We start from the raw sequence: 21,306 nt of genomic DNA, 5'->3' as shown, positions 1-21,306 counted from the left end.
ATGTTCTCATCTTATATAGTTGAAACTGTTCAAGCAATTTCAAATTTTAAAAAATTTTAATGCTTACGTTACCCAACATCCAGAAACAACAAAGCCCCCGATAATATCAGGGCTTTGTTGTTTCATCTCTCGGAAGTGGTGACAGTCACATTAAATAGCTAATACATTGATTTATAGGACATCAATCAAAACACCTAAACTTTCTTACTACACAGTGTTTTCTTTGTTTCTATTTGTTTCAACATTACGCCTATTAAATTGAGCGTCTTGGAATTCGATTTCCATTTCAACTCAAATAAGTTTTCGAATTTCCATCAAGACAGTATGTTTCATATTACATCTGAATGCTACTCATACTGTTCTTTTTCCTGTAATAAATCAATTTTTAGTTTACTCAAAGGCACTAAAACACCTTGACCATGAGGAGTAGGAAAAAATAAAGCACCATGACCATCTGTTTGCATTCCTGTTATCCATCGTTCAATAAAATCATTTAACGATATAGCTTTAGGGTGATAATGAGCCCATTCGTTAGTAGCACAAAGTTCGGCAAAAGTTTCTTCTGGCCAAAAAGGAATTACATGACCACCATTAAATTCAGAAGTTGCCCAACCATTATTATACAGCCCCCAAATTTGCTCAAAGTCCACTGTCTTACGAATAAAATATTCATACCTTTCTTCAGAAGACAAACTTAAAATATTAATTATTTTTTTTTCATTATCCACGTTAATAACCTCCAATTTTATGCTGGGATTTATGAAGATCAGCATTTTGCAACTGTGAATGTCTATAGCAATAGCCATCCTTAGCTTCTGTTGTTCTGCCATGTGCCAACTCAAAACCCTTTGATCTAGAATTTCTTGAGTTACCTGGTAGTCTAACAGTTTTTCTATTACCAGTTTCTATATGCCTTAATTCATTTTTAACCCACCCTCGCACATGCTTCGGCTGCAATGGGTCATTAGCTAAAGCTTTAATTACTTCTTGTCTATTAGAGCGACCAGAAGATCCATCATTGCAAATAGAACATAACTTTTTCTCCAATCCCAAAGGATCGATCCACTCAACAGGATTTGGCGCATAAGCGTATACATTATGTCCACCCAACAATCCAATTGGGTCTTTACTTATAAAGCGTCCTACATACGGAGAATAATAACGATAGCGGTTGTAATGTAGCCCTGTTTCTTGATCGAAATATTGCCCCTGAAAACGGATGTTGTTACTAAGAATCTCAGAGTTTTCAAAGAAACTTGATTTAGCTTTTTCAGTCTTACACTTACCCCAAGCAAGATAATTGGCTCTCCAAATAATCACACCTGTATGATCGGTCATTTCCTGTGGTGTACCCAAATGGTCACAGTGATAGAACCCAATATCATTCCACTCCGTTGCTTTCTGATTTATTTTCCACAATGGATCTCGTTGTAAACTATAAGGTGTGTCTGACCAATCAGGGGTTTGATGTAATCCTATGGCTTCTGTATAAACTGCCTGTAGCAACGGTACAAATGAACCCTTTTCATAAACATAGTGTTTGGTAACTTGATCATTTGACTCATAGGCTAAAGTATTTCCCTCCCACCCATAAATCACATTTTGCTCATCACCAGTATGGTGGTGTTTACTTCGTTTTTGAATACGACGCCCTAAAGCATCGTAGCGGTACTCTGCCGTATATTCAGCATTACGGCTTTTGATCAGCCGCCCACACACATCCCATTCAAGATGTAAATCACCTTTGGTTGATTTTTGGCGAATAAGCTGTCCGTATGCATCGTATTGGTATTGTTGGTCTAAGTATTCTTTGACTACGTTATTAACTAAACGGTTGTAGCCATAGCCTTTTTCTTCAGCGGTTTGTTGATGACTTTGTTCTTTGTTGGTGTTGTAACGATCTATGATGTTACTTGCGGGGTCAAAGCTAAAGGTTTCTTTGCCCAGTTTGCTATTGGCTTCAAGTAAACGTCCAACTGGATCATATTTGTAGTTGATATTGCCACGACGAGTATCTTGAATCCCTGTTAATTGCCCTGTTTTATCGTACTGATATAAACGCTGAATCAATTGCTGGGTTTCTTGGATAGCATTGTTCTGTGACTGATTTTGTTGCTGACTCTATTGTGAATTTGATGGATATCCAAATTCATGATCATTGACAATACGTTGTTGGGTTAAGCGACCAACGACATCATAGTGTTGTTCTTGGCTAATCCCGTTGGCATAATGACGAACTTTTTCACGATGCAAATCATCTCGTTCAAAGCTCACCACATCTTGACCATTTAAGATTAAGCTATGCACATGACCAGTACCATAAGTCAGCCAATCTATATTTTGCCCGTCTGGACGAATGGTTTTGATTCGATCATTAATTTCATCATAGCTATGTTTCCACACGGCTGTTTTATTGGTTTTATAGTCTTGATGATGTTCACGAATCACATTACCTACAGCATCATAATACCACTGTAAATTACTATCACTGTTTTTGGCTTGAATGATATTGCCATTGCTGTCATAAGCAAACTCTTCAACCAGTTTTTGTTCTAGGTCCTGTTCAACATGCCCGTAGCCTGCGGTACGTTGCTCTAAACGCCCCATGCTATCGAATAGGAATTGTTGAATCCTATCTTTGGGTGCTACACGATCTCTTAAGCCTTGACCATGTGCAGAGGCAACTTCAATACTACTTGCAAGATTGCCATCTGTTTCATCATATTTGTAAAGAGTTTCTTTACCATCAAAATCAATTTCTTTAATTAAACGACTTGCAACATCGTAGAAAAATTCATAGCTTGCACCATTTTCATTGGTCAGACGCTTAAGACGATTGAGCTTATCCCATTGGTATTTCAGTTTATGGTTCAGTGCATCGGTACGTGATGCAATTAAACCTGCTGCATCATATTCATATTGAGTAATTTGTTGTTTTGGATCAACATGCGCGAGTAAACGCCCTTCAGCATCATGAATGAAGTGTTCTTCTATACCATCGGCATGTTTAATTTTTTCCAATTGACCAAAGGCATTCAGTGGCAGGTCTGACTTTGTTCAATTTGATGGCGTGCTTGAATCAATTGTTCAAATTGTTGATTGGCCTGATCATCTTCGGTTAAATCTGTGGTCGTCAGTGGAATATGTTCAGCATAAATCACTTGCTAAGTTTTGGTTGTGAATTCAGCTGCATTCGCATCAGATGAATCTCTTTTCCATACACGCCAAAAAATGTCATTCTGCATGAATTATATACTGTATTAGCAATTCAGAATGAGTTACTTTAAAAGTATATAAATGTAGTCTGCTGGACCAATGTCATTTGTTATATACTCACTAATGAATACTTATAGTAAAGTTCTAAAGATAGCTTCTAACGTTATAGGCTTAATTTTGTATGAATAATAAATTCTTTAAAACAATATTAATTGTTACTTTATGCCTTACACAATTCACTCTTGCAGAGATTCCTAAAGAATTACTTTATCAGTTGCCTAAAAATATTGATTCAACACAACTCGCAACAATTGAAGGTTTTCAAAATACAAGTACGCCATTTATGTTTGTAAATGCCCGTATCTATATTACTCAAATCAATGGCAAAGCGACATTAAGCCAGTCAAAAGATTGGAATAAAATCTATTCGATTCTACCTACGCAAACAAAGGTTCGTTTCTCTTCTGATGCTCAACATTTATTTTCATCTGGTGAGCTAAATTTTACAGCTCAATCAGGTCAAAAATATCAAATCAAAACAAATCAAGCTGATAAGAGTAGCCGTAAAGAAAGTATCTGGTTTTGGGTTGAGAATTTAACAACGGGTGAGGTGATAACAGATAAACAATTTGCTCATACAGCAGCAAATCAACCTCAACAAATTTATATGCCAGTCATCATTAATAAATAAAGGGATTTAATATGTATCTTTTTTTTAAAATCTCAATTCTAAGCTTACCTATCATTTTTACTGGTTGTATAAGCACAGCAAAGAATACAACAATTATTGAATACTATTCCCCACCTCAAGCATCATCACGAACAGCTACCATCATTGGTGATCTATATGATCGTAAATATGTCGCCAATACAGTTGCTTTTATTTTTGCAGTGAACAAAAAGAAAGTGGTAGATGGCTACCATAAATTAAAAGAACCTTTAATTCTGCAAGCTGGTGAACATGATTTACAAATTTGGTGTGGTCGAGGCGCCTTTAACTATACAAATTTAGTCAAAGTACATATTCAGCCAAATAAAAGATATCAAGTCGGTTATGAATTAAATCCAAATAAACAAGAAGGTTGTGTATTTTGGGTTGAAGACTTGGAAACACAAAAACCGGTGACTGAACTTGTTAATGGTGTGGGATTATGGCGAGCTAATCCAATTACTTATCGACCAATTCAAAAATTTCTGGAACCAAGACCTAATACTTCCCAAGGATATACAGTACCTATCACGATTATCAATAAGATGGGAACTCGCTAAAAATAATTGGCACAACGTATTATCATGATAATACGTTGTCCAGATTTACAGTAGTAATAAAATGGGGAAATAATCCCCCTTCTAAGTTAAATCAATACTTTTGGTGAAAACATTTGCCAAGGCTCATCAAGCGGTGTAAAAATTTCAAAATCTTGCATGAATTTCCATGGCTCAGGATAGGAATTCAATGGGGTTATAGGTAACCACTCTTTAGGAATATAGGGGGTATCTATTTGTACTTCATACCCACTCATCCACGCTAATTTTGCATACAAAGTTGCAAATGTGCTTATGAAATGCTCTGTGAAAGTAAAGGCAAATTCGTAGTTGCGAACTTTGGCAATTTTAGGGCTAGTCAATTCTGTCAAAACATTCTCAATTTCTCTTTGATCCCCATTAGCTAAAGCAAGATAAAAACGATGATCTATTAAATATTTTTTATCTTTTTTCAAGTCAAGCGATAAAATTAACTCACAACGTTGACGTAATTCATCCCATTCACCATTTAAAGCCAATAATATTTGATAACCATGAAAATCCGACCTTTTGGGATTATCTCGATCTTTTATTGCTCCTGCACTTGAACAATATGGCAACTTAAATTGGGTATACCAAGAAATTATTTCTTGTTGGTCTGATAATATTGCATGAAAAAACTCGTAAGCAGGAAACCATTCATTAGGATTACATTGAAGGACCATTCTTTTAAGTTTGGCTTCAATAAAGCTCCACTCTTTGAATTTTAATAGATCATTGTCCCTAAACCAAGCAACTATGGCATTTGCTTCTGCATAACCTCTAAGTGATCTTAAACAACCTGCTTTGTTTCCTTTTCCCGCTAAAATTAGGTTTATCCCATATTCAACACTTTCATCATAAGTACTATGCTGAATGACATGATTTAAAGCTTTCTGATAAACAATACTATCTAATTCATTAATTTTTTTCATAAAAACCTTTACTATTTTTTAACTGGATCTATGCGGATCATCATTAATTTTTCCTTAGCCTTATCAACATAAGCAATACCTTTAACTAAAGTTCCATCCTTAACTGCTTGAGTCACCGCTTTATATGTCTCACTATTTTTATCTAATTTAAGCATAACTCGTGCAATCCATGCTTCAGACATTTGCATTTGTCCACCAGCAGCTTTTTCAATTAAACTGATTCCTCGACTATTTTGTTGTTTACTATCAACCAACATCGTCATTGTTGTATTTCCTTGAGTATCTTTAAAAACAACAACATGATCAAACCCATTATTACTACCATATTTACCTCCAGAGAGAATGGAACCTCCTTGTTCTTTTACAGTCGTATTAAATAAGGCTTCTGTCTTGTCACCATATACATCACCTTTTTGAACAATTGTTTTTAGTTGTTGTTTGCCATTTACACTTAGATCAATATCAATTGCATTATTCTTCAGTTTTGTATTGCTATAGACGCCTCGTTTACTATTCTCAGTAACCAGTTGATATGCTAATTCACAGCATTGACTATTATGAACCCAAACACCTAATTTTCCTACATGATAAGTATGAAAATCATCTACTTGAATATTATAGACAGTATCCACTTGAGCCAATAACGACTGGCTTATTACAACTAAATCTTGATTATTTCTATCAAAAAGGATATCGCCTGCTTCTAGTATGGATGCTTTTCTCCAACCTTTATTTTTAAGCCAAAATGGGTGTTCTTCTGTTGTAAGTAGTTTTTCTATTTGCCCTAAATCATTTTTAATTATAACTTCATATATTGGTTGATTATTTGTGACTTTTGTTGCAACAACTGGCTTATATCCATATGAAAAATCATTATCACTTCTCGCCCAAACTAATTCGCCTCCCATAAACTCATCAATTGGTTTTAAACCTTGATCAGTTTCAATCAATGTCCCAGCTACAAAACAAGTAATACCATTTGTACACGATGATGCTACAGGCTTATTGACTAAAACTCGTTGCTCTTGAACTGCAAGCTTTGCTCCATTTTTAATATTTGTTGTTATAGTGGCAAAACCCAATAAGTCATATACTAATTGTGATTGTGTTAAATTTAAACCGCTTGTTAAACTTATTGCTTGCGCACCCAGTGTAGCAGTAGGTTTACCATTATAAATTTGAGAAATACCCGCAACTGTTAAATCTGCTGAATAAACCAGACCACCAAAAGCTAAAGCACAACCGACGCCTGTCGCACAAGTTGAACCTAATAGCGCTGATCCACCTCCGCCGGCTACACCACCAACAACCATAAGTCCGCCAGCCACACGATCTGTAATTTTGTATTGTCGATCTAAAGGGTTAAACAAAGTTGAAACAGTATCTAGACTACTATCAAATGAAGAATATTCAAAAAGTTTAAAAGTCGCTTCTGTTGGACCAATATATTCTCTAACATTTTGCCCTTTTAATAAATTTCTTTCGCTCGCATAAGCATTAGAGGCACCTGCGTCTTGCATTGCTTTTAGAAAAGCATACTCAGTGGTTCCTTCATACCCTCTGGCACACTGAATCATTGCACATGCTGCAATCGCTAACTTGGCTTCTTTATTATTATCCCCTTTTGCCAATAATTTTAATTTCTCTACCTCTTTTAGAGTAAACTGACGATTGTTTCGAATAGCAATATCTGCTGAAGATGTTGCAGTATTTACATCATAACCTGTTAAAGCTGCCAGAGAACCTGCAACTAATTTAGATACTTCTCTTACTTTATCAGTATATTTATCAATTTCATCAACACTGGTAAAATTTTGTTGATCAATGGATTTATCCATTTGTTCCGCAACAACTTCTCCTACTGCTGCTCCCAAAGCTCCTGCTTCACAAGAAGCTTTACCAACAGCTGCTGCTGCACAGCCAGCAGCTGCGTGGGCAATTTTATGTAGTAGATAATTACTGTCTTCTAATCCTTTTATCTGTATAGATAAGGAGCCTTGTAAAGCTGTACCTGTATTCGTCAGCAAAGCAGCTGCAAGTTTTTCACTTAAACTTCCACCATTAATTCCTAAATCTACTAAAGTTGATGCTCCAGCATTTATAATTCCTTGACTCGTTCTAGCTGTAATATCTGTAATGAAATTACCAGTTTTAGAGTTATTTGATAAATCTCTCATGAGTTCAGTACTCGCTAAACTCGCTAAAATCCCAGCAGTTGCAATACTCGTTACTAAATTTCTTACGTATTGACTACTGCCTAATTCCTTTAATGTGGCATCAATATTGCCACCATTATTAATTAAACTAATACTAACTTGTGTTGAAAGAGACGTTATTGCTGCTTGCGACATTGCGGCTGTTGTTGCGCCTACAGTTGTTGTTGTTGAGCCACCAAGAGCGCCTACTAAAGAAGACCCTGCACCTGAAGTAAGTGCTGTAACTATAATAACTACAAGTGCAGCACCGGCAGGGGTCAGCCCTTGAGACTTATAGTCCCAGTTTTTATTTGCCAACGCCAGCGTCGACCAGTCAATATCATTGTTTTTATTTTCAACTAGACTCTTTAAATATTCATAGCCGGGCTTATTTGATAACTCATTAACAACATCAATAATTTCTCTCTTATCACCATTTTTAATAGGTACCTGTATAGCAAGGCTACCTTTAATATAAATTTTATCTGTTGGACCATTAAACTTTGGTAGATTTGCAAAATCCTCAGTAGTACCCGCACTTCCCATACTCTGCCACAGTGCACTTTTACTACTTGTATCTTGATTCCGAGAATAAGTTCCATTGGCTGCTGTAATCACCAACTTTGCATCAGGAGAGGGGGTAGTGCCATCACCAACTTTCAGAGAAATGCCTTCTGTGAAGTTAAATCGAGTACCTTGTAAATAAGTGCTACCCGCTGAGGATGATGCAACATAGTTTCCTGTAATCTCTGTCGGAATCTGCGCTGTTTTTATCTTGGAACCTACAGAATTGGAATCTCGGTATTCAATCCCTAAAAAACCAGCATCTTTTTTGACTATTTCAGTTTCATTTACTTGATCACGAAATGCGAGCAAACGAATATCACCAGAAGATCTTAATTTGACAGTGTCTTTTGGTGCAATAATCTGAGTACCATACAAAGCTAAGTTTCCACCCAACGCTTCTATATCTATCTTCTTCGCTTTTAAAACTGCACCTTTTCCAATCGAACCCTCTAAAGTCTTAGTAGTTGTTCGAGTTGATTTTTTAAGCCCCCACAAAGATTCTTTAGTTGCTCTCTCCTGCGTTTTGGTATATAGGTTATCTACAGAATGTAACAAGTCTATACTACCGGTGGAAAGTAGCTTTATTCCGTCAACTGCAGACAAGTCAACACCTTGCAGAACAGTATTTAGTCCTAATTTCCCTTCAGTAATGATATTAATATTCCGACCATTAATCTTATTCAGCTTATTAATATCAATTTTCTGGAAATAATTATTACTTTCCTGTCCAAGAACATATTGATCCTTGACACTAGCAAGTACGATTGCAGCATCAAATTGATCAGTCGGTTTATCAGAAGTTTTAGAACGAGATAAATTTCCCTTTGAGTAGAGATTGACATTACCACCAGCACTAATATCTGTAGAATTCAGCATAAGCCCGCTTGCAGCAAGCAGACTGATATCTCCAGCAGACTTTATATCTGTAGTTTGATGCATATAACCAGATAATGGAATTGAAGAATAATCATCCGTTTTCACATAAGGCTGATTATTATTCCAAGCAGTATAATTTCTTTTTTTACTGGTCAATGTGCCATATTCTGGCTGCAAAAGTGTGGCTCTGTTATAAAAATTGGTTGCTCCATATTCTAAATTCAGTGCAATAATGCCTTTTTCAGCTTCATCAATACTGTTTAAATGGCCGTTTATTCGCTTATCTGTTTGATCGGGCATCGCCAAAAACATTCGATCATTCTGAATCGAAGATGTATACTGATTCAATCGTCTCTTATATTCAGGATTTTTTTCTTTGAATATCTGAAAGTCATTTATTGCATTGCCATATCGTGTACTGAAATCTGCTGGTTTGAAATTACTATCAGTTATAGCTCTTTTAATTGCTGATAATGTTATATCACCGTTTCTTGCAGCAATCTCTACACCTTTTCCAGCATTAATCATGGAAGCCCGTAATTCAACAGAATCACCTTGAAGCCTTATTAACCCATTTTGAGTAGTCAGATTGACAACATTATCTGTGTACCCAGCTAATGTTAGTTTGCCTCTTTTTGAATCTAAATTAATATCACCTGTACTCTTTAGAGTATAGATTTTTGGATCAATATATAACTGCCCATAGGTTTGTATCGTCAGATTACCATTGAGATTTTTTAGCTTATCGTTTTTTGCTAGTGCTTCACTGCCACGCGCATTTAAAACAATATTCTGCCTAACATCTTGGGTATCATCTTTTGATTCAATTAGAATGGCGCCTGCATTTACATTCAGATTGTTTAGGCGCTGCTCGCCCTCACTCACCATCGTAAATAAGCCATCTGCATTAAATGTCACAGGAGCCGTTCTTATGGTTAAACCATCATCTTTAGTTGGTATACTGTTGATATAAATACTATGATCTGAACTAAGAGCAGCATGTTGACCTGAATTGGCAGTGAGGTCTGCCAGAGAGAGGCTACTTCGTGCTGAGATTTCTATATTTTGTTTTGCAGTTAATTCAGTTCCTTCAACCTCTACAAAAAAATCCTTACTTTCTATTTTTATGTTCTTTGCATTCAGTTTATTTGCAATTACAGTATCGAATAACTTGTTATTACCACGTATGACTTTATCTATATTTGCATCAAGAATAATTCCTTTGTTTCCTGTAATCTGCATATCTCCATCATTACTGCTTATGCTCGAAGACTTAATATTAACTTGTCCCTTTCCAAAAGATCCTATTGAAACCCCTTTTACACCTATTAGTGAACTCCTATTTGTTGATGCCTCACCATCATCTGCATCAATAATTTGATCTGCATTAATTATGAGATTATTATTGCTAAGCATGCTTAGTTTGCCAGCCTTAGCATTCAGATTTAAACTGCTACCATAGAGATTTCCTTTGAGTGCTGTTACATTAATATCTCCACTAGTTGAGAAAATCGCTGTTCCAGTGTTTAGATTCAGGTCATTTTCAGATGCTGTTAAACTGATATTCTGATCAGATTTAAGCATTCGGTTTACGGCCAACTCACGACCTAGCAAATTAATTCCATCCTTTGTGATGAACTGGCTGCCTGAAATATCTAATTTGCCATTTGAGCGTAAATCTAATTTGCCCGTAAATGTAGGTAAAGTAGTCCCTGCATTTTGCCAAGTTAAATTGCCTTGAGCATTCACATTAAAATTCTTTGTTTTTGTTGATTCACCAACTTTATCTAGACCAAGATTGTTTATAGAAACCGTACCCTCTCCATAAATATTTACATCTTTTTCAGCATTTAAACGGCTCGAATTCAGACTAAGATTTGAACCAGCTTTACTTGTCGCTAAATTTATATTTCCCGAATTTGCCCAGACAGGTGTATTGTTGAGTGTTAATAAATCACCAGCAGACAGATTAATATCATGGGTGGCTGAGATATTTTTCACCGAAACTGCTTTTAGATTTTGTTTTGCGTCAAGAAAGATTGAACCATTAACACCTAGATTGACAGCATTGCCAAGGTTGATATTACTGGCATCAATGTATAAATTTTCAGTTTTACTAAAGTTTTGAACATTCGTACTATTCTGTAAATTCACATCACCTTTGGCACTCACAGAAAGAATACTCTGATTATCTGCACCAATCTTTTCCAATCGGGCTTTATCCAAAGTGATGTTCTGACCAGACTCCAAGAATATATTACCATTGGAAAGCATTGCCCCACTACTGACAATATCAGCACCATCACCTGTACTGATACTGAGTAAACTATTCTGTGGATTGGTGTTTTTCATCGTACCCGTATTTTCGATTTTACCTGCGCTGGTAATCACTAAGCTTTGTGGAGATTGAATGGTTCCAGCATTGCTCACCCCTAAGCCTTTGTCTGTGCCGATGATATAAATATTATTGGCATACATTCCACCGAGCGCTTTCACATCAAGTGCAAATGTTGGGGTAGTGCTGTTTATTTGATTAGGTGTAATTATACTTAAATCATTGCCAATCGTATTTGAACCCGTAATCACTTGTAAGGCTTGATTGGCATGTACTTGGCCATTAAGTTCTACTGCTTTGGCATAGATATCAACATAGTCTGCATTGTTGTTATTCCCACCAAGCCCTAAGTTATTTCCAGTTGAACTAACGCTGACTTTCCCTTGATTTACCACGAACTGTTTAATACTTCCATCAGCATTCAGCTGTGGCTTACCTGTAGTAAAAATCGCCTTATTGGCATTGATAAAACCACCACCTTGAATATTAATTCCAGATGGATTGGCAATAATCACGTCTGCTCGCTGCCCAGCAACCTCAAGATTTCCCTTGAATTGTGATGCTACCGAAGAGTTCACCTCATTGAGAATAACCCGTGCCTCACCTGTTTGTAGATAAGGGTTAGCACCCACTTGCCCCACAATCACTGAACCTGCACCATTACGGCTGTTGTTTAACACCACACCGGGTTGTAATACATCAAATTGATTGTAGACGTTATGAGATACTCCATTTTTAGGTGTCTGAATATTCACTACAGGTACATTTTGACCCTGTTGATTTTTCCCTACCCCTATACTGGCTCTTTGTGCAGCTTGAGCCTTTGGATCAGCCTGCATTTGTGCATAGACAGGTGAAAATGCCATAAATAAACTCATCGATGCAACAATGCTTTTCACTTGCCACAATTGATGGAATGATTTTAAATCCTGTGTATTCTCAGACTCTGTGATTGGATTTGATTGTGTACTTTGACCAGTAGCTTTTGTTTGACTTCTAATATTCTCAGCAACAGCAATAAACATATTTTTTGCTTTGCTAAAAATAATACGATAACGATTTTTATTCATTTCTAATGTTCCAAAAAGTTTTTTGATTAATATGAAAAATTTAAACTAAAGCCAGTAACCCATTCTTTTTTAATGACCTTAGGTGCCACAATGCCATGCCCTACAAAGGTATCTAGATAGATACCTTTAAAATAACTGCGTGTACCCAATACACTTCCAATTAGATGACGTTGTCCAGAATAACTATTCCGTCCATTGACCCACCCTTGATCGATAGCTGCATAAAACTGAGTCGCGGGGATAGGAGCGTTCCAACTCAACTCTTGTTGTAAATAATGACCGTTATCGCCTGACAGCATGAGCTCGCCATCAAAGCCTCGAACACTGTAGCGCCCACCAATATAAAAACGATCTTGAGGAACTAAAATTTTGGGTGCAAATTGTCCACGCCAATTTAAGCGGTATTGGACAGGATGATTTAAAATTCTAAAAGGTTGGGAATAACGAACATCAGCACTCCACAAAGGAGCGCGGGCATATCCTTCAACAGCCAAAGGTCGGCCATTGATATCTACAATTCTTTCTTCAGGCGCAGACTGAGCACCCAATGCCCCTGTGCCACGTCGATAATCAAGATTCAAATCAAGTAATGCATGACCAATATATTGTCGATGTTGAATACCCGCATTCCACCCCGCAGTTTCTCTACGCTGTACACCGATCTCTAGATTCTCAATAAAATTTTGATTTTCTTTATGATAACCCTTGGTATAAAAACTGGTTTTATGGTGGGCACCACGGCTGATCATGCGTGAAAGTGTCAAATGACTTTGCTTGGTTTTTCCACTATATAAAATCGGTGCATTAAAGCCTGCGACCTTTTGTTCATACTTATATTCATTATGGGTTGCGGATAACTCATAGTTTCGAAATGGAATTGAATAGTTGATATAAAAGCTTTGGTTAAAGTCTTCTTTCCAATCATCCAATGAATGACTTAAATTAATATTGAGCGCATCATTCAACAGCAAAGGATTGTTTAAACTAATCCCTAGACTCCCTATATATTGTCCTGTATTTTTTGATCCCGAGTTATCAACACCTAAACTCAATCCTAATTTTTTATAAGGTCTAGATGTCACAATAAGATCGCTATAGCCAACCAATTCAGTACCATCTTGAGCTACAGCCGGTTCTATCTTGATATCCACTTCTCGATTTGAAGTGCGTTTTAGATTTTCTAGGCCCTGATCAATATTTTTAAGATTTAAGATTTCATTATTTTTTATCGGTAAAGCTGTGAATATCTCAATTTTATTTACAGATTTATCCTTAGAGATAATTTGGTGAATACGCCCTACATGTATATTTAAAAGCAAATTTCCTTGAGTCAAATCTTGTGGATTGACCACAATTTGCGTGGTAATCAACCCTTGTTTGATCAGCTCGTTTTGAGCATATTTCACCAGATTTTGTAGGCTTTGAGTGCCAATACATTGCCCGACAACAAACTTTGGCGGATTTAAGTCATAGAACAAGCCATTGAAAATATTTTGATTCTTGCTTTGTAGGGGATCATTGATGATGAATTGGAGTTGTTTTATTTCAAAACATGGTGTTTCAGTAACAACAACATGATCACGACCGAGTTTTTCAATTTTTTGTTGTGGGGCTACTAATATATTTTCATTGTTTAACTTTTTTTCGAGTTCATTTAAACGCTGATCTTGACGAATGATTTCTGGTGTTAAATCCACAATACCAGAAGTTGAAGAAATATCTGCAGCGTATAAAAAAATTGGGTAAGCGTAAACCAATGGTAAAAAAAATAACTTTTTAATTTTAAGCGGTTTCATAATGACCAAGAATAAATTTATTGTTAGATGAACTACACGAATATACAATTATTTACCAATAATTCACAATATGTTCATAATTATTTTTTTGCAACTGTTAAAAAATAAAAGATAACTATTTAAAATATAAATATTTTATTTTAATAAATACTGCTTTTAATTCTATTTACCTTAGTCACTTCATTTATACTATTTAAGCTAATTAAATAAATGAATCTTTTTGGTGCAATTAAAATACAAAGCGAACTTGTTTTGTGCATTTTATATTAAAAAAAATTAGGACGCTGATCTTTAAAAAAATACCTATGAATTGGAGAACATAGGTATATAAAAGGGATTAAAAAGATGCTCATGTTTTGGGGAAACCATGAGCACATAAAACTTGATATATTTAACAATAATTAAATATTAAGCAAAATTTATCACAATTACAACAGTTATTTTAAGTTTAATAAAAGAAGAATAATAAAGTACAGGAAAATCTTTAAATTATCCTTTAATTTAGTTTACAGACCTTACAGATTGCTGGAGCCCCTGCTGAATATCTTGAACAAGACCAATATTTTGATTCAATTTAGACTTTATCTTAACTTTTGAGTCTTTAGACTGTTGTTCAGCATCACAATTTTCATCGGTATAAAACTCCTCGATTAAATTCAGACCCTCCTCAGAATTTACTTCAAATCGTGCATTGCCATAACCCTGACGTGCCATTTGATCTAAGGCTGTTTGGTTAAACCCTGAAGCTTTACTTTGCTGATCAATCTCTTTTGCCATTTGAATGGCTTGTTGTAAATTGGTTCCATCACGTAAAGTGAGATCCACGTAATACACTGGCGTTCGATAGCTTTGTGTGGTGCTCTTTCCCCTCAAGGTCAATTGCAATGGTAGACATGAAAGTAAGCCATTGGATGCTGCATGATAGTAAGACAAGCGCGCAGCTAAAGTTCGTATGCTGTTAATTCCAGTCGTTCTAAAAATAAATGTACCCAGTTCATCCGACTCATCTAGATTGACATGTAATCGACCAAAGGGTTTACAGTTCCCTCCTTGTGCCAATGCACATAAATCAGGTGATGGGCATGGATGTTGTTCAATGCCTTTGTTGGTTTGTCTTTGACAAGTCTCACCGTTTCCAATACATACAGGTCGGCCTGTTTGGCGATCAAATAAAGTGTATTCCGCTCGAAGGTTAAGTTCAGGATCATTAAAGATCATCCGTACTGGGATTGAACGGAGTTTTTGATTGGGAACTTTGGCTCGTAGTTGATCATCTAAAGGATGTTTCACCCATCCATCTTTGCCTTGGATTTGGCTGGTAATGGTAAATTGGTCATCCCGTTCAGGCAGTCGCTTTCCATTCTTTTCTACGACTTTTCCAATACTGATTCTACCGAGTATGGGTGGTGTAATCGCTAAACCTTTAATCATGGTAGTTTCCTCTTTTCTATAAAATTAAATTGGCATAAAAAAATCCCATGCGCTCAGGCATGGGATTTTTAGTAGGTCTGTTTTAATGTTAAGTGGTTGGATATTTTGCTTAGGCTAATCGGTATAAATATTGAAACGCCGTGAGCCTTGTTTAGTTTGTGGAAATTGACTGAGATACTCAGGATGTGATTTGAGTAAAGCCTTACTGTCTAAGCTGATTGATTTTTTAGACTTCTTCCACGTCACTGAACCGATTTTAAAGGTGGCTCGTTCAGCTTGTTGCATCTTGCCTTGAAGTTGATGTTTGAGTAGATCAAATTGCTCCTGATGCTTTTCGATTTGGTTTCGTGCTTGAATCAATTGCTCAAATTGTTGATTGGCTTGCGTATCTTCAGATAAATCCGTGGTACTCAGTGGCACATGTTCTGGATAAAGCAGTTGTAAGGCTTTGGCTGCCGATTCAGATGCATCGGCATCAGGTGGGGTATCTTTTTCCACACATTCCCAAAAGTGTCGCTCAGCGTTGATGATGTGTTGAATCACTGATTCCGAACGAGTCACTTTAAAGATTCGGGTTCCATGCCCACAGATCAGTACACAAATATGTGCTGCTTTCTTACCTGTCACTGCCAGTTGATGTTGCACCTGACAAAGCACGTATAAAGGCACACCATCTCGCCATAGTTTTGCGCCATATTCTCCTGCGGTTTTGCATTCCAGAATTTGTACATCTGCATCACCCACTACCGAGTAATCCAAGTTGGCTAACATAAAGTATTTATCAGGTTCAGGATGTTGCAGTACCGCATTGACCCGACGTACTTTATAATTGGTATGCATACTGTAGTATTCAGCAACCAAAGGTTCTAGGCGTTTGCCCCAATAGAGCGGTGCATGCCCTTCACTTTCATCCTCAATGTTTTGTTGAATTCGTCCTGTCTTGATCATCCACAGTTCCAACATCGACATATAGGGATTCAACCCACAGGCTGCGGCACAGTCACTACTGCCAATGCCTTGTTTTCGCACTTTGAGCCATTCGGCTTGTGACATGGTTTTGGTTTCAGCTAGGCGTTTGGGGTGCTTTTTTCGTCTTGAAGGTAATGAATAAGTTTTTGATCCTACAACAGGACCTATGCTGGGTTGAGATAAATTTGCGGTATGTTGTCTCATGATGTATTCCTCTAGCGTCTAGTATGAAAGACATAAAAAAATCCCATGCTTTTTTGGCATGGGATGAGAATTGAAATCAGTATGTTTAAATGGTATTTAGTCGATGCGATAACTCAGCTTAATTTCGTCAAACGTTGCAAGACGAATAAAGTCAGTATGGTAGATATGCCGATATCCATCTAAGACCAGATATTGAGGGTGCGGTATTTCATCCACTGTCCTCACCTGCACATCCTGAATGGGGTTGGTTAAAACCACTAAATCCCCAATCTTAAATTTGTACTCAATGCTGTCATCTGTCATCAAATTCTCAGCGTGATGGCGATATTGTTTAAATAAAATCTCGATATCTGTTTTAAGCAATCATCCTTAAGGCTTGTTCTAGCCCTCGTTGTTTTAAGCCAGCACCTGCACCAAACCATGCTGAGTCCAGACGATGATCTTGACTCATGGCTCGACGTTCATGGTCAGCAAATTCCGTGATACTGCATAACAGACCGTAAGCAGTATCTTTGGTTGAGGATAATTCTGCCCCTCGTCCATGCCCATTAAACATGGTCATGACTTTTGACATTGCCCGTCCATTGGGTCCGGTTTTATTGGCATCTGCGCTATTGGCAACTTGCCTGTAATATTGAATAAAACGCTCATCTTGTTCAGCGATACTCAGACTAGTGTTATTAAACACGGCATCGAAATAAGCTGCTGCCTCTTGTTGAGTAACTTTACGTTGACTCAACTGTTTCATTTGATACATATGTTCATCCCATGCCCGTACAGAAATACCCAGCTGTTGTTTGATCTTGTCTGCATCAAACTTGGTACTGTGAGGGACTTTGACCACACCTCGATTTGCATCTTGACCTTTGAGTGCAATGGCTAAGGTGTTATTACACACCACACGAATTGAAGTAAATTGTGCTGTGGTGGCTAAAGTCCCATCACAAGCCGTGGCTAAGAGAATATAGCCATTGCTGACATCTTTACCTTTGAGTGCAGTACTTTGCCCTGTTTTCGCCAATGCCCAGAATTTCTTACCACCTTTGAGCACCCCCGCGGTTTCTAATTCAAAGCCTGATTGCTCAGTGAGGTCACGATAAAACTCTAGAATTTGTTTAGGCTGGACTTCTTGATAACGCTGACTGACCACCGATAATGGTGCATGGGTATCAGAGCGATACAGCACTCGCTGTTCTTCATAGGGCATAATGATGCTTTGGCCTCGGTCATTTTTAGCCATGTAGCTGACATCGGAGGATTCTATACGCCAATCCATACCTGCTTGTTGTGCCCAAACTTCAATGGATTGATGTGGACTGAGTTGATTGCCTAAGCTATGCCAAGGGGTTTGTCCTACAAATGCCATAGTTTCAACTAAATGTGCCATAGAAATAATTCCTCTAAAAAAGTGAAGATGTTTAAAAATAAAATTGAATGAAGCTTAAGCAGCTACAGCAAAATCTTGTCCGCATTGCAGACAGTGGTAATGTTGAGTGGATTTATAATGCCGATAAAAATAATGTTGGCTGACCATGACCAGTGTTCCACCGATCACTACTCCAATCAGCCCACCGATATAAGGGGGAATACCTGCTTCTTTTGCCAGTTTGATACCCAGTGCTACCATCGCAGGCGGTGAAAATGCATCTAGAATCTTTTCAAAATACTGCGGACCATTCGGTTGGGGCTCTCTGAGAACCACCTGTTCAGAATGGCAATAAGGACAATTTACGGTGCTCATCGGGAAAGTCCTGTAAGTAGATATGGATTTTTATGCCTCTTGGGAGTTAAAACATTAAAGAGGATGAATGACTTTTCTTTTTTCTTCATAAGTCAGGTAAGTTGATGCTGACATTCCAAACATAGATATACGGATTGATTTTGGGCATATCCCTACCTATTGGCTCAAAAACTTGCCCTTGTACATAATTGAGAAAGCAGATCGCACAGCCTACTGCCCCACCAATCAACGCCCCGACTAAATCTATAGCGTGTCGTTGCCCCTTGATTAATCGAGCACTCGATACCCCCATTGCTGCATAACTCACAACATGCTGCATGAGATTTTGTATAGAAGGCTTAGCAAATGCTGAGGTCGTGTTTTTGAAATGAGGTGTGGTCGATTGGGGGAGTACTTCTATTTTTTACAGCCACAAATGGGGCAACAAGTATCGGTCATCGTGACCTCCTTTAAATACAAGACATAAAAAAACCATGCCCTTTGGGGGGGCATGGTTTTTGATCAGCTTATCTTTGATTCAGTGTTTAGAGACTAGACATAGTTCCAAGCCTCAACATTAATTGAACTGATAACTGACATTTCCTCTATTTGTTTCAATATCGACTTGTACAACATTAATAAAACTGCACTGCCTTAGTCCTAAACGAGCGATTAGCCCCATTTTGAAATGTAAAGGAAAGTTTAATTGTTGATTAACCCCGGAATAATTACATTGCCCTTTATTTACGATGATATTGGTCACCTCAATGGGTTCAGCGTCATTAGAGCGAATAATGATCATTGGAGAACTCCTTGAATACCCACGCTCACTCAATTCAACTGAGAATGTATCAGGATCAAGCCCTGAACTGCATCCTTGTAAAGCAAATAATGAAATTGTGAGTATTACCGCCGATACTATATTTTTTGTCATATTACGCATGATGACGTTATCCTAAATTATTGAATATATGGAATGATTATGCTTTTCTTCCTTGTATTTAGAAAAGAAAAGCAGATTACACATAGGTAATATGTATTTGAAATAATTTAATTTTTAATTATCAATAACACTTCTATCCAATTCACCCCTAAGGCCATGGAAGCACAAACTTAATCCAGTAAATTCCCATCAATAGAATCACAACAATAAAGGCGTACCAAATATAGATAGGTAGCTTCTTCTGATTCGGATAAAACTTCTTCGATGCATCACTCCATTTCATCAACACACCTCCCATCCCCACCACAATGCCATAATGAATGATTTTAAATATCACAGAGGAATGTGGTGTAAACCGATAATTGAGATAAATCAGAAGCAATACAACTGCCGTCAAATTTAGCCACAGTATGTATTGCACCACTTTGGGTAATCTTACCCATTGAGTGAAGAGTGACATCTCTATTTCCTTTCATTAAAGCATCTGACTGGTTTATCTTTTTATGCAGCAGATTTTTAGCTGCTTAGGCATTTTTCTAAAATATCCCGTGCATGATTAAGTTGTTGGGCTTGTTGTTCAATCAACAGACGTACTGATTCAGGCAATTGCTGATATTGATCAGGATGAAATTCAGCCATCTTTTTTCGGTAGGCGTGTTTTAAACTCCCGACATCAAGTTGCTGTTCATTGATCCCAAGCAATTGACAAGCTTGCTGTTGTTCTATGCTCAACTGCGAATTAAAATAAGATGAAGGTTGATCATATTGGGTATGTTGTTGCTGATTTAAATCACTCTGATTGATCTCATCTACAATTCGCGCATAAATTTCCTGTGTATCATCAGTATTTATTTTGAGTAGCGAGGTGATTTGATTCATATAGGCAATGATCTCTTCCATTGCATAATCATTCAAAATCATTAAGCGCAACATATATTCAAAGGTGATGCTTTTAAACTCACGATCATAGGCATATTCCGTTCTGATTAAATCATCAAAAATCACTTGTTGTGACCTTGTCACATGTCGGGTTTTTAGTGCTTCTATATATGGTTGTACTTCTTCGCCATAGATCGAAAGCATTTCGATGTATCCCCAATCATCTGGATGCACCGTTGTGTTTTTTTGTGCAGAGATATAGGTGAGTAGTTGTAGAGTGCTTTGCATTGCAGGTGAAACTGTTTTTTGCTGTGTGCTATGCGATCTTGTCTGGCTTGTCTCTTCTTTTTGTCTGATAAAAGCATTGATTAGATCAGCTATAGCTTGGATTGCTTGTCGTTCGGGTTGGGTAAAATTGAGTTTAAGTTGTTGGTTGATCATAATATTCCGATTGATCATCCCAATGTCCGTATCTATGCTATGGATGTGTTGCCAAGAACAATAGACCAGTTCCTCAAAGTCTGCTTTGTAGTATAAGCCTTGTTCTGTGATACATAATCCGATTTTGGCACTGCCAAATACAGTGTCATCAATTAAAATAATCACTTGATTGGGTTGTACATGTTTGGGCAGGTAGTGTTGTGCACCTACTAATTTTTTATCAGGAATATTCGGTGTAAGATAGATTGAACCTTGCCCTTGTAGGGCAAGGTTCAACGGTGATTGTTGTAGATAAGTATTAAACGTCAAAGTTTGCATTTGAGTGCTCCTCATTATGTTTGTGATTGCTAATTAAAAAACCACATCAATAATTGGAAAGGCCACGTCAATGCACGTCCCAGTAAATAAGCTTTGGAATAAAACCCTGGATACTGATAAATCAAAT

At 37.2% G+C, this 21,306-nt stretch carries 16 protein-coding genes and 2 pseudogenes; 2 read left to right on the top strand and 16 right to left on the bottom strand.

Annotated features, from left to right (window positions below; genetic code table 11):
• Window positions 1-347 precede the first annotated feature (347 nt).
• The 4 genes and pseudogenes from FHR28_RS05690 to FHR28_RS22005 all read right to left on the bottom strand — a co-directional run bounded on the left by FHR28_RS05690 (window position 348) and on the right by FHR28_RS22005 (window position 3,161).
• Window positions 348-728, bottom strand: coding sequence for a DUF2750 domain-containing protein (locus FHR28_RS05690; RefSeq protein WP_216076324.1), 381 nt, complete (start codon window positions 726-728; stop codon window positions 348-350).
• A 1-nt stretch (window position 729) separates the two neighbouring features.
• A pseudogene (locus FHR28_RS21825) lies at window positions 730-936 on the bottom strand (polymorphic toxin type 8 domain-containing protein); the annotation flags it as partial.
• Between the two features lie 102 nt (window positions 937-1,038).
• A pseudogene (locus FHR28_RS22065) lies at window positions 1,039-3,045 on the bottom strand (RHS repeat-associated core domain-containing protein); the annotation flags it as partial.
• A complete protein-coding gene (locus tag FHR28_RS22005) occupies window positions 3,036-3,161 on the bottom strand; it encodes a hypothetical protein (RefSeq protein WP_259192035.1) in 126 nt (41 codons plus the stop codon). The pseudogene FHR28_RS22065 and the gene FHR28_RS22005, both read right to left, overlap by 10 nt.
• 236 nt (window positions 3,162-3,397) lie before the next feature.
• Between FHR28_RS22005 and FHR28_RS05675 the strand changes: the two genes are divergently transcribed.
• Together FHR28_RS05675 and FHR28_RS05670 are read left to right on the top strand one after the other, a co-directional pair.
• A complete protein-coding gene (locus tag FHR28_RS05675) occupies window positions 3,398-3,907 on the top strand; it encodes a hypothetical protein (protein ID WP_166782122.1) in 510 nt (169 codons plus the stop codon).
• Between the two features lie 11 nt (window positions 3,908-3,918).
• Complete coding sequence (locus FHR28_RS05670; RefSeq protein ID WP_166782121.1) at window positions 3,919-4,485, top strand: hypothetical protein; 567 nt, start codon at window positions 3,919-3,921, stop codon at window positions 4,483-4,485.
• 86 nt (window positions 4,486-4,571) lie between these two features.
• Here FHR28_RS05670 and FHR28_RS05665 read toward each other — a convergent pair whose 3' ends face one another.
• From FHR28_RS05665 to FHR28_RS05610, 12 genes are all read right to left on the bottom strand, one after another.
• On the bottom strand, window positions 4,572-5,435 hold the full coding sequence (locus FHR28_RS05665; protein ID WP_166782120.1) for an Imm49 family immunity protein: 864 nt from the start codon (window positions 5,433-5,435) through the stop codon (window positions 4,572-4,574).
• Between the two features lie 11 nt (window positions 5,436-5,446).
• Entirely contained in the window at window positions 5,447-12,478 is a 7,032-nt protein-coding gene (locus tag FHR28_RS05660) for a DUF637 domain-containing protein (RefSeq protein ID WP_166782119.1), read from the bottom strand.
• Window positions 12,479-12,504: 26 nt separating this feature from the next.
• Window positions 12,505-14,274 (bottom strand): ShlB/FhaC/HecB family hemolysin secretion/activation protein, encoded by a 1,770-nt coding sequence (locus FHR28_RS05655; protein WP_166782118.1) that lies wholly within the window; start codon window positions 14,272-14,274, stop codon window positions 12,505-12,507.
• A 501-nt stretch (window positions 14,275-14,775) separates the two neighbouring features.
• Complete coding sequence (locus tag FHR28_RS05650) at window positions 14,776-15,705, bottom strand: hydrolase or metal-binding protein (RefSeq protein WP_166782117.1); 930 nt, start codon at window positions 15,703-15,705, stop codon at window positions 14,776-14,778.
• 114 nt (window positions 15,706-15,819) lie between these two features.
• The gene (locus FHR28_RS05645) at window positions 15,820-16,878 is read right to left on the bottom strand and encodes a YqaJ viral recombinase family protein (protein WP_166782116.1); all 1,059 of its coding nucleotides are present in this window, start codon (window positions 16,876-16,878) and stop codon (window positions 15,820-15,822) included.
• A 96-nt stretch (window positions 16,879-16,974) separates the two neighbouring features.
• A complete protein-coding gene (locus tag FHR28_RS05640) occupies window positions 16,975-17,181 on the bottom strand; it encodes a hypothetical protein (protein WP_166782115.1) in 207 nt (68 codons plus the stop codon).
• A 52-nt stretch (window positions 17,182-17,233) separates the two neighbouring features.
• A complete protein-coding gene (locus FHR28_RS05635; RefSeq protein WP_166782114.1) occupies window positions 17,234-18,265 on the bottom strand; it encodes a DUF932 domain-containing protein in 1,032 nt (343 codons plus the stop codon).
• 54 nt (window positions 18,266-18,319) lie between these two features.
• Window positions 18,320-18,619 carry a hypothetical protein gene (locus FHR28_RS05630; RefSeq protein WP_166782113.1) on the bottom strand — a complete coding sequence of 100 codons (300 nt, stop codon included), beginning with the start codon at window positions 18,617-18,619 and terminating at the stop codon, window positions 18,320-18,322.
• A gap of 85 nt (window positions 18,620-18,704) precedes the next feature.
• Window positions 18,705-18,938, bottom strand: coding sequence for a hypothetical protein (locus FHR28_RS05625; protein ID WP_166782112.1), 234 nt, complete (start codon window positions 18,936-18,938; stop codon window positions 18,705-18,707).
• A 237-nt stretch (window positions 18,939-19,175) separates the two neighbouring features.
• Window positions 19,176-19,541, bottom strand: a complete 366-nt coding sequence (locus tag FHR28_RS05620) for a hypothetical protein (RefSeq protein WP_171527302.1) — start codon at window positions 19,539-19,541, stop codon at window positions 19,176-19,178.
• A 148-nt stretch (window positions 19,542-19,689) separates the two neighbouring features.
• A complete protein-coding gene (locus tag FHR28_RS05615; RefSeq protein ID WP_166782111.1) occupies window positions 19,690-20,001 on the bottom strand; it encodes a hypothetical protein in 312 nt (103 codons plus the stop codon).
• Between the two features lie 56 nt (window positions 20,002-20,057).
• Window positions 20,058-21,179, bottom strand: a complete 1,122-nt coding sequence (locus tag FHR28_RS05610) for a J domain-containing protein (RefSeq protein WP_166782110.1) — start codon at window positions 21,177-21,179, stop codon at window positions 20,058-20,060.
• Window positions 21,180-21,306 lie beyond the last annotated feature (127 nt).

Origin of the sequence: Acinetobacter sp. BIGb0196 (genome assembly GCF_011759595.1) — a bacterium.
Taxonomy (GTDB): Bacteria; Pseudomonadota; Gammaproteobacteria; order Pseudomonadales; family Moraxellaceae; genus Acinetobacter; species Acinetobacter guillouiae.
This window is presented reverse-complemented; position numbering and strand designations above follow the sequence as displayed.

Excerpts from the sequence above, each read along its gene's own strand:
- FHR28_RS05675 (WP_166782122.1), top strand. The coding sequence starts at position 3,398 with ATGAATAATAAATTCTTTAAAACAATATTAATTGTTACTTTATGCCTT.
- FHR28_RS05670 (WP_166782121.1), top strand. The coding sequence starts at position 3,919 with ATGTATCTTTTTTTTAAAATCTCAATTCTAAGCTTACCTATCATTTTT.
- FHR28_RS05665 (WP_166782120.1), bottom strand. The coding sequence starts at position 5,435 with ATGAAAAAAATTAATGAATTAGATAGTATTGTTTATCAGAAAGCTTTA.
- FHR28_RS05660 (WP_166782119.1), bottom strand. The coding sequence starts at position 12,478 with ATGAATAAAAATCGTTATCGTATTATTTTTAGCAAAGCAAAAAATATG.
- FHR28_RS05655 (WP_166782118.1), bottom strand. The coding sequence starts at position 14,274 with ATGAAACCGCTTAAAATTAAAAAGTTATTTTTTTTACCATTGGTTTAC.
- FHR28_RS05650 (WP_166782117.1), bottom strand. The coding sequence starts at position 15,705 with ATGATTAAAGGTTTAGCGATTACACCACCCATACTCGGTAGAATCAGT.
- FHR28_RS05645 (WP_166782116.1), bottom strand. The coding sequence starts at position 16,878 with ATGAGACAACATACCGCAAATTTATCTCAACCCAGCATAGGTCCTGTT.
- FHR28_RS05640 (WP_166782115.1), bottom strand. The coding sequence starts at position 17,181 with ATGACAGATGACAGCATTGAGTACAAATTTAAGATTGGGGATTTAGTG.
- FHR28_RS05635 (WP_166782114.1), bottom strand. The coding sequence starts at position 18,265 with ATGGCACATTTAGTTGAAACTATGGCATTTGTAGGACAAACCCCTTGG.
- FHR28_RS05630 (WP_166782113.1), bottom strand. The coding sequence starts at position 18,619 with ATGAGCACCGTAAATTGTCCTTATTGCCATTCTGAACAGGTGGTTCTC.
- FHR28_RS05625 (WP_166782112.1), bottom strand. The coding sequence starts at position 18,938 with ATGCAGCATGTTGTGAGTTATGCAGCAATGGGGGTATCGAGTGCTCGA.
- FHR28_RS05620 (WP_171527302.1), bottom strand. The coding sequence starts at position 19,541 with ATGCGTAATATGACAAAAAATATAGTATCGGCGGTAATACTCACAATT.
- FHR28_RS05615 (WP_166782111.1), bottom strand. The coding sequence starts at position 20,001 with ATGTCACTCTTCACTCAATGGGTAAGATTACCCAAAGTGGTGCAATAC.
- FHR28_RS05610 (WP_166782110.1), bottom strand. The coding sequence starts at position 21,179 with ATGCAAACTTTGACGTTTAATACTTATCTACAACAATCACCGTTGAAC.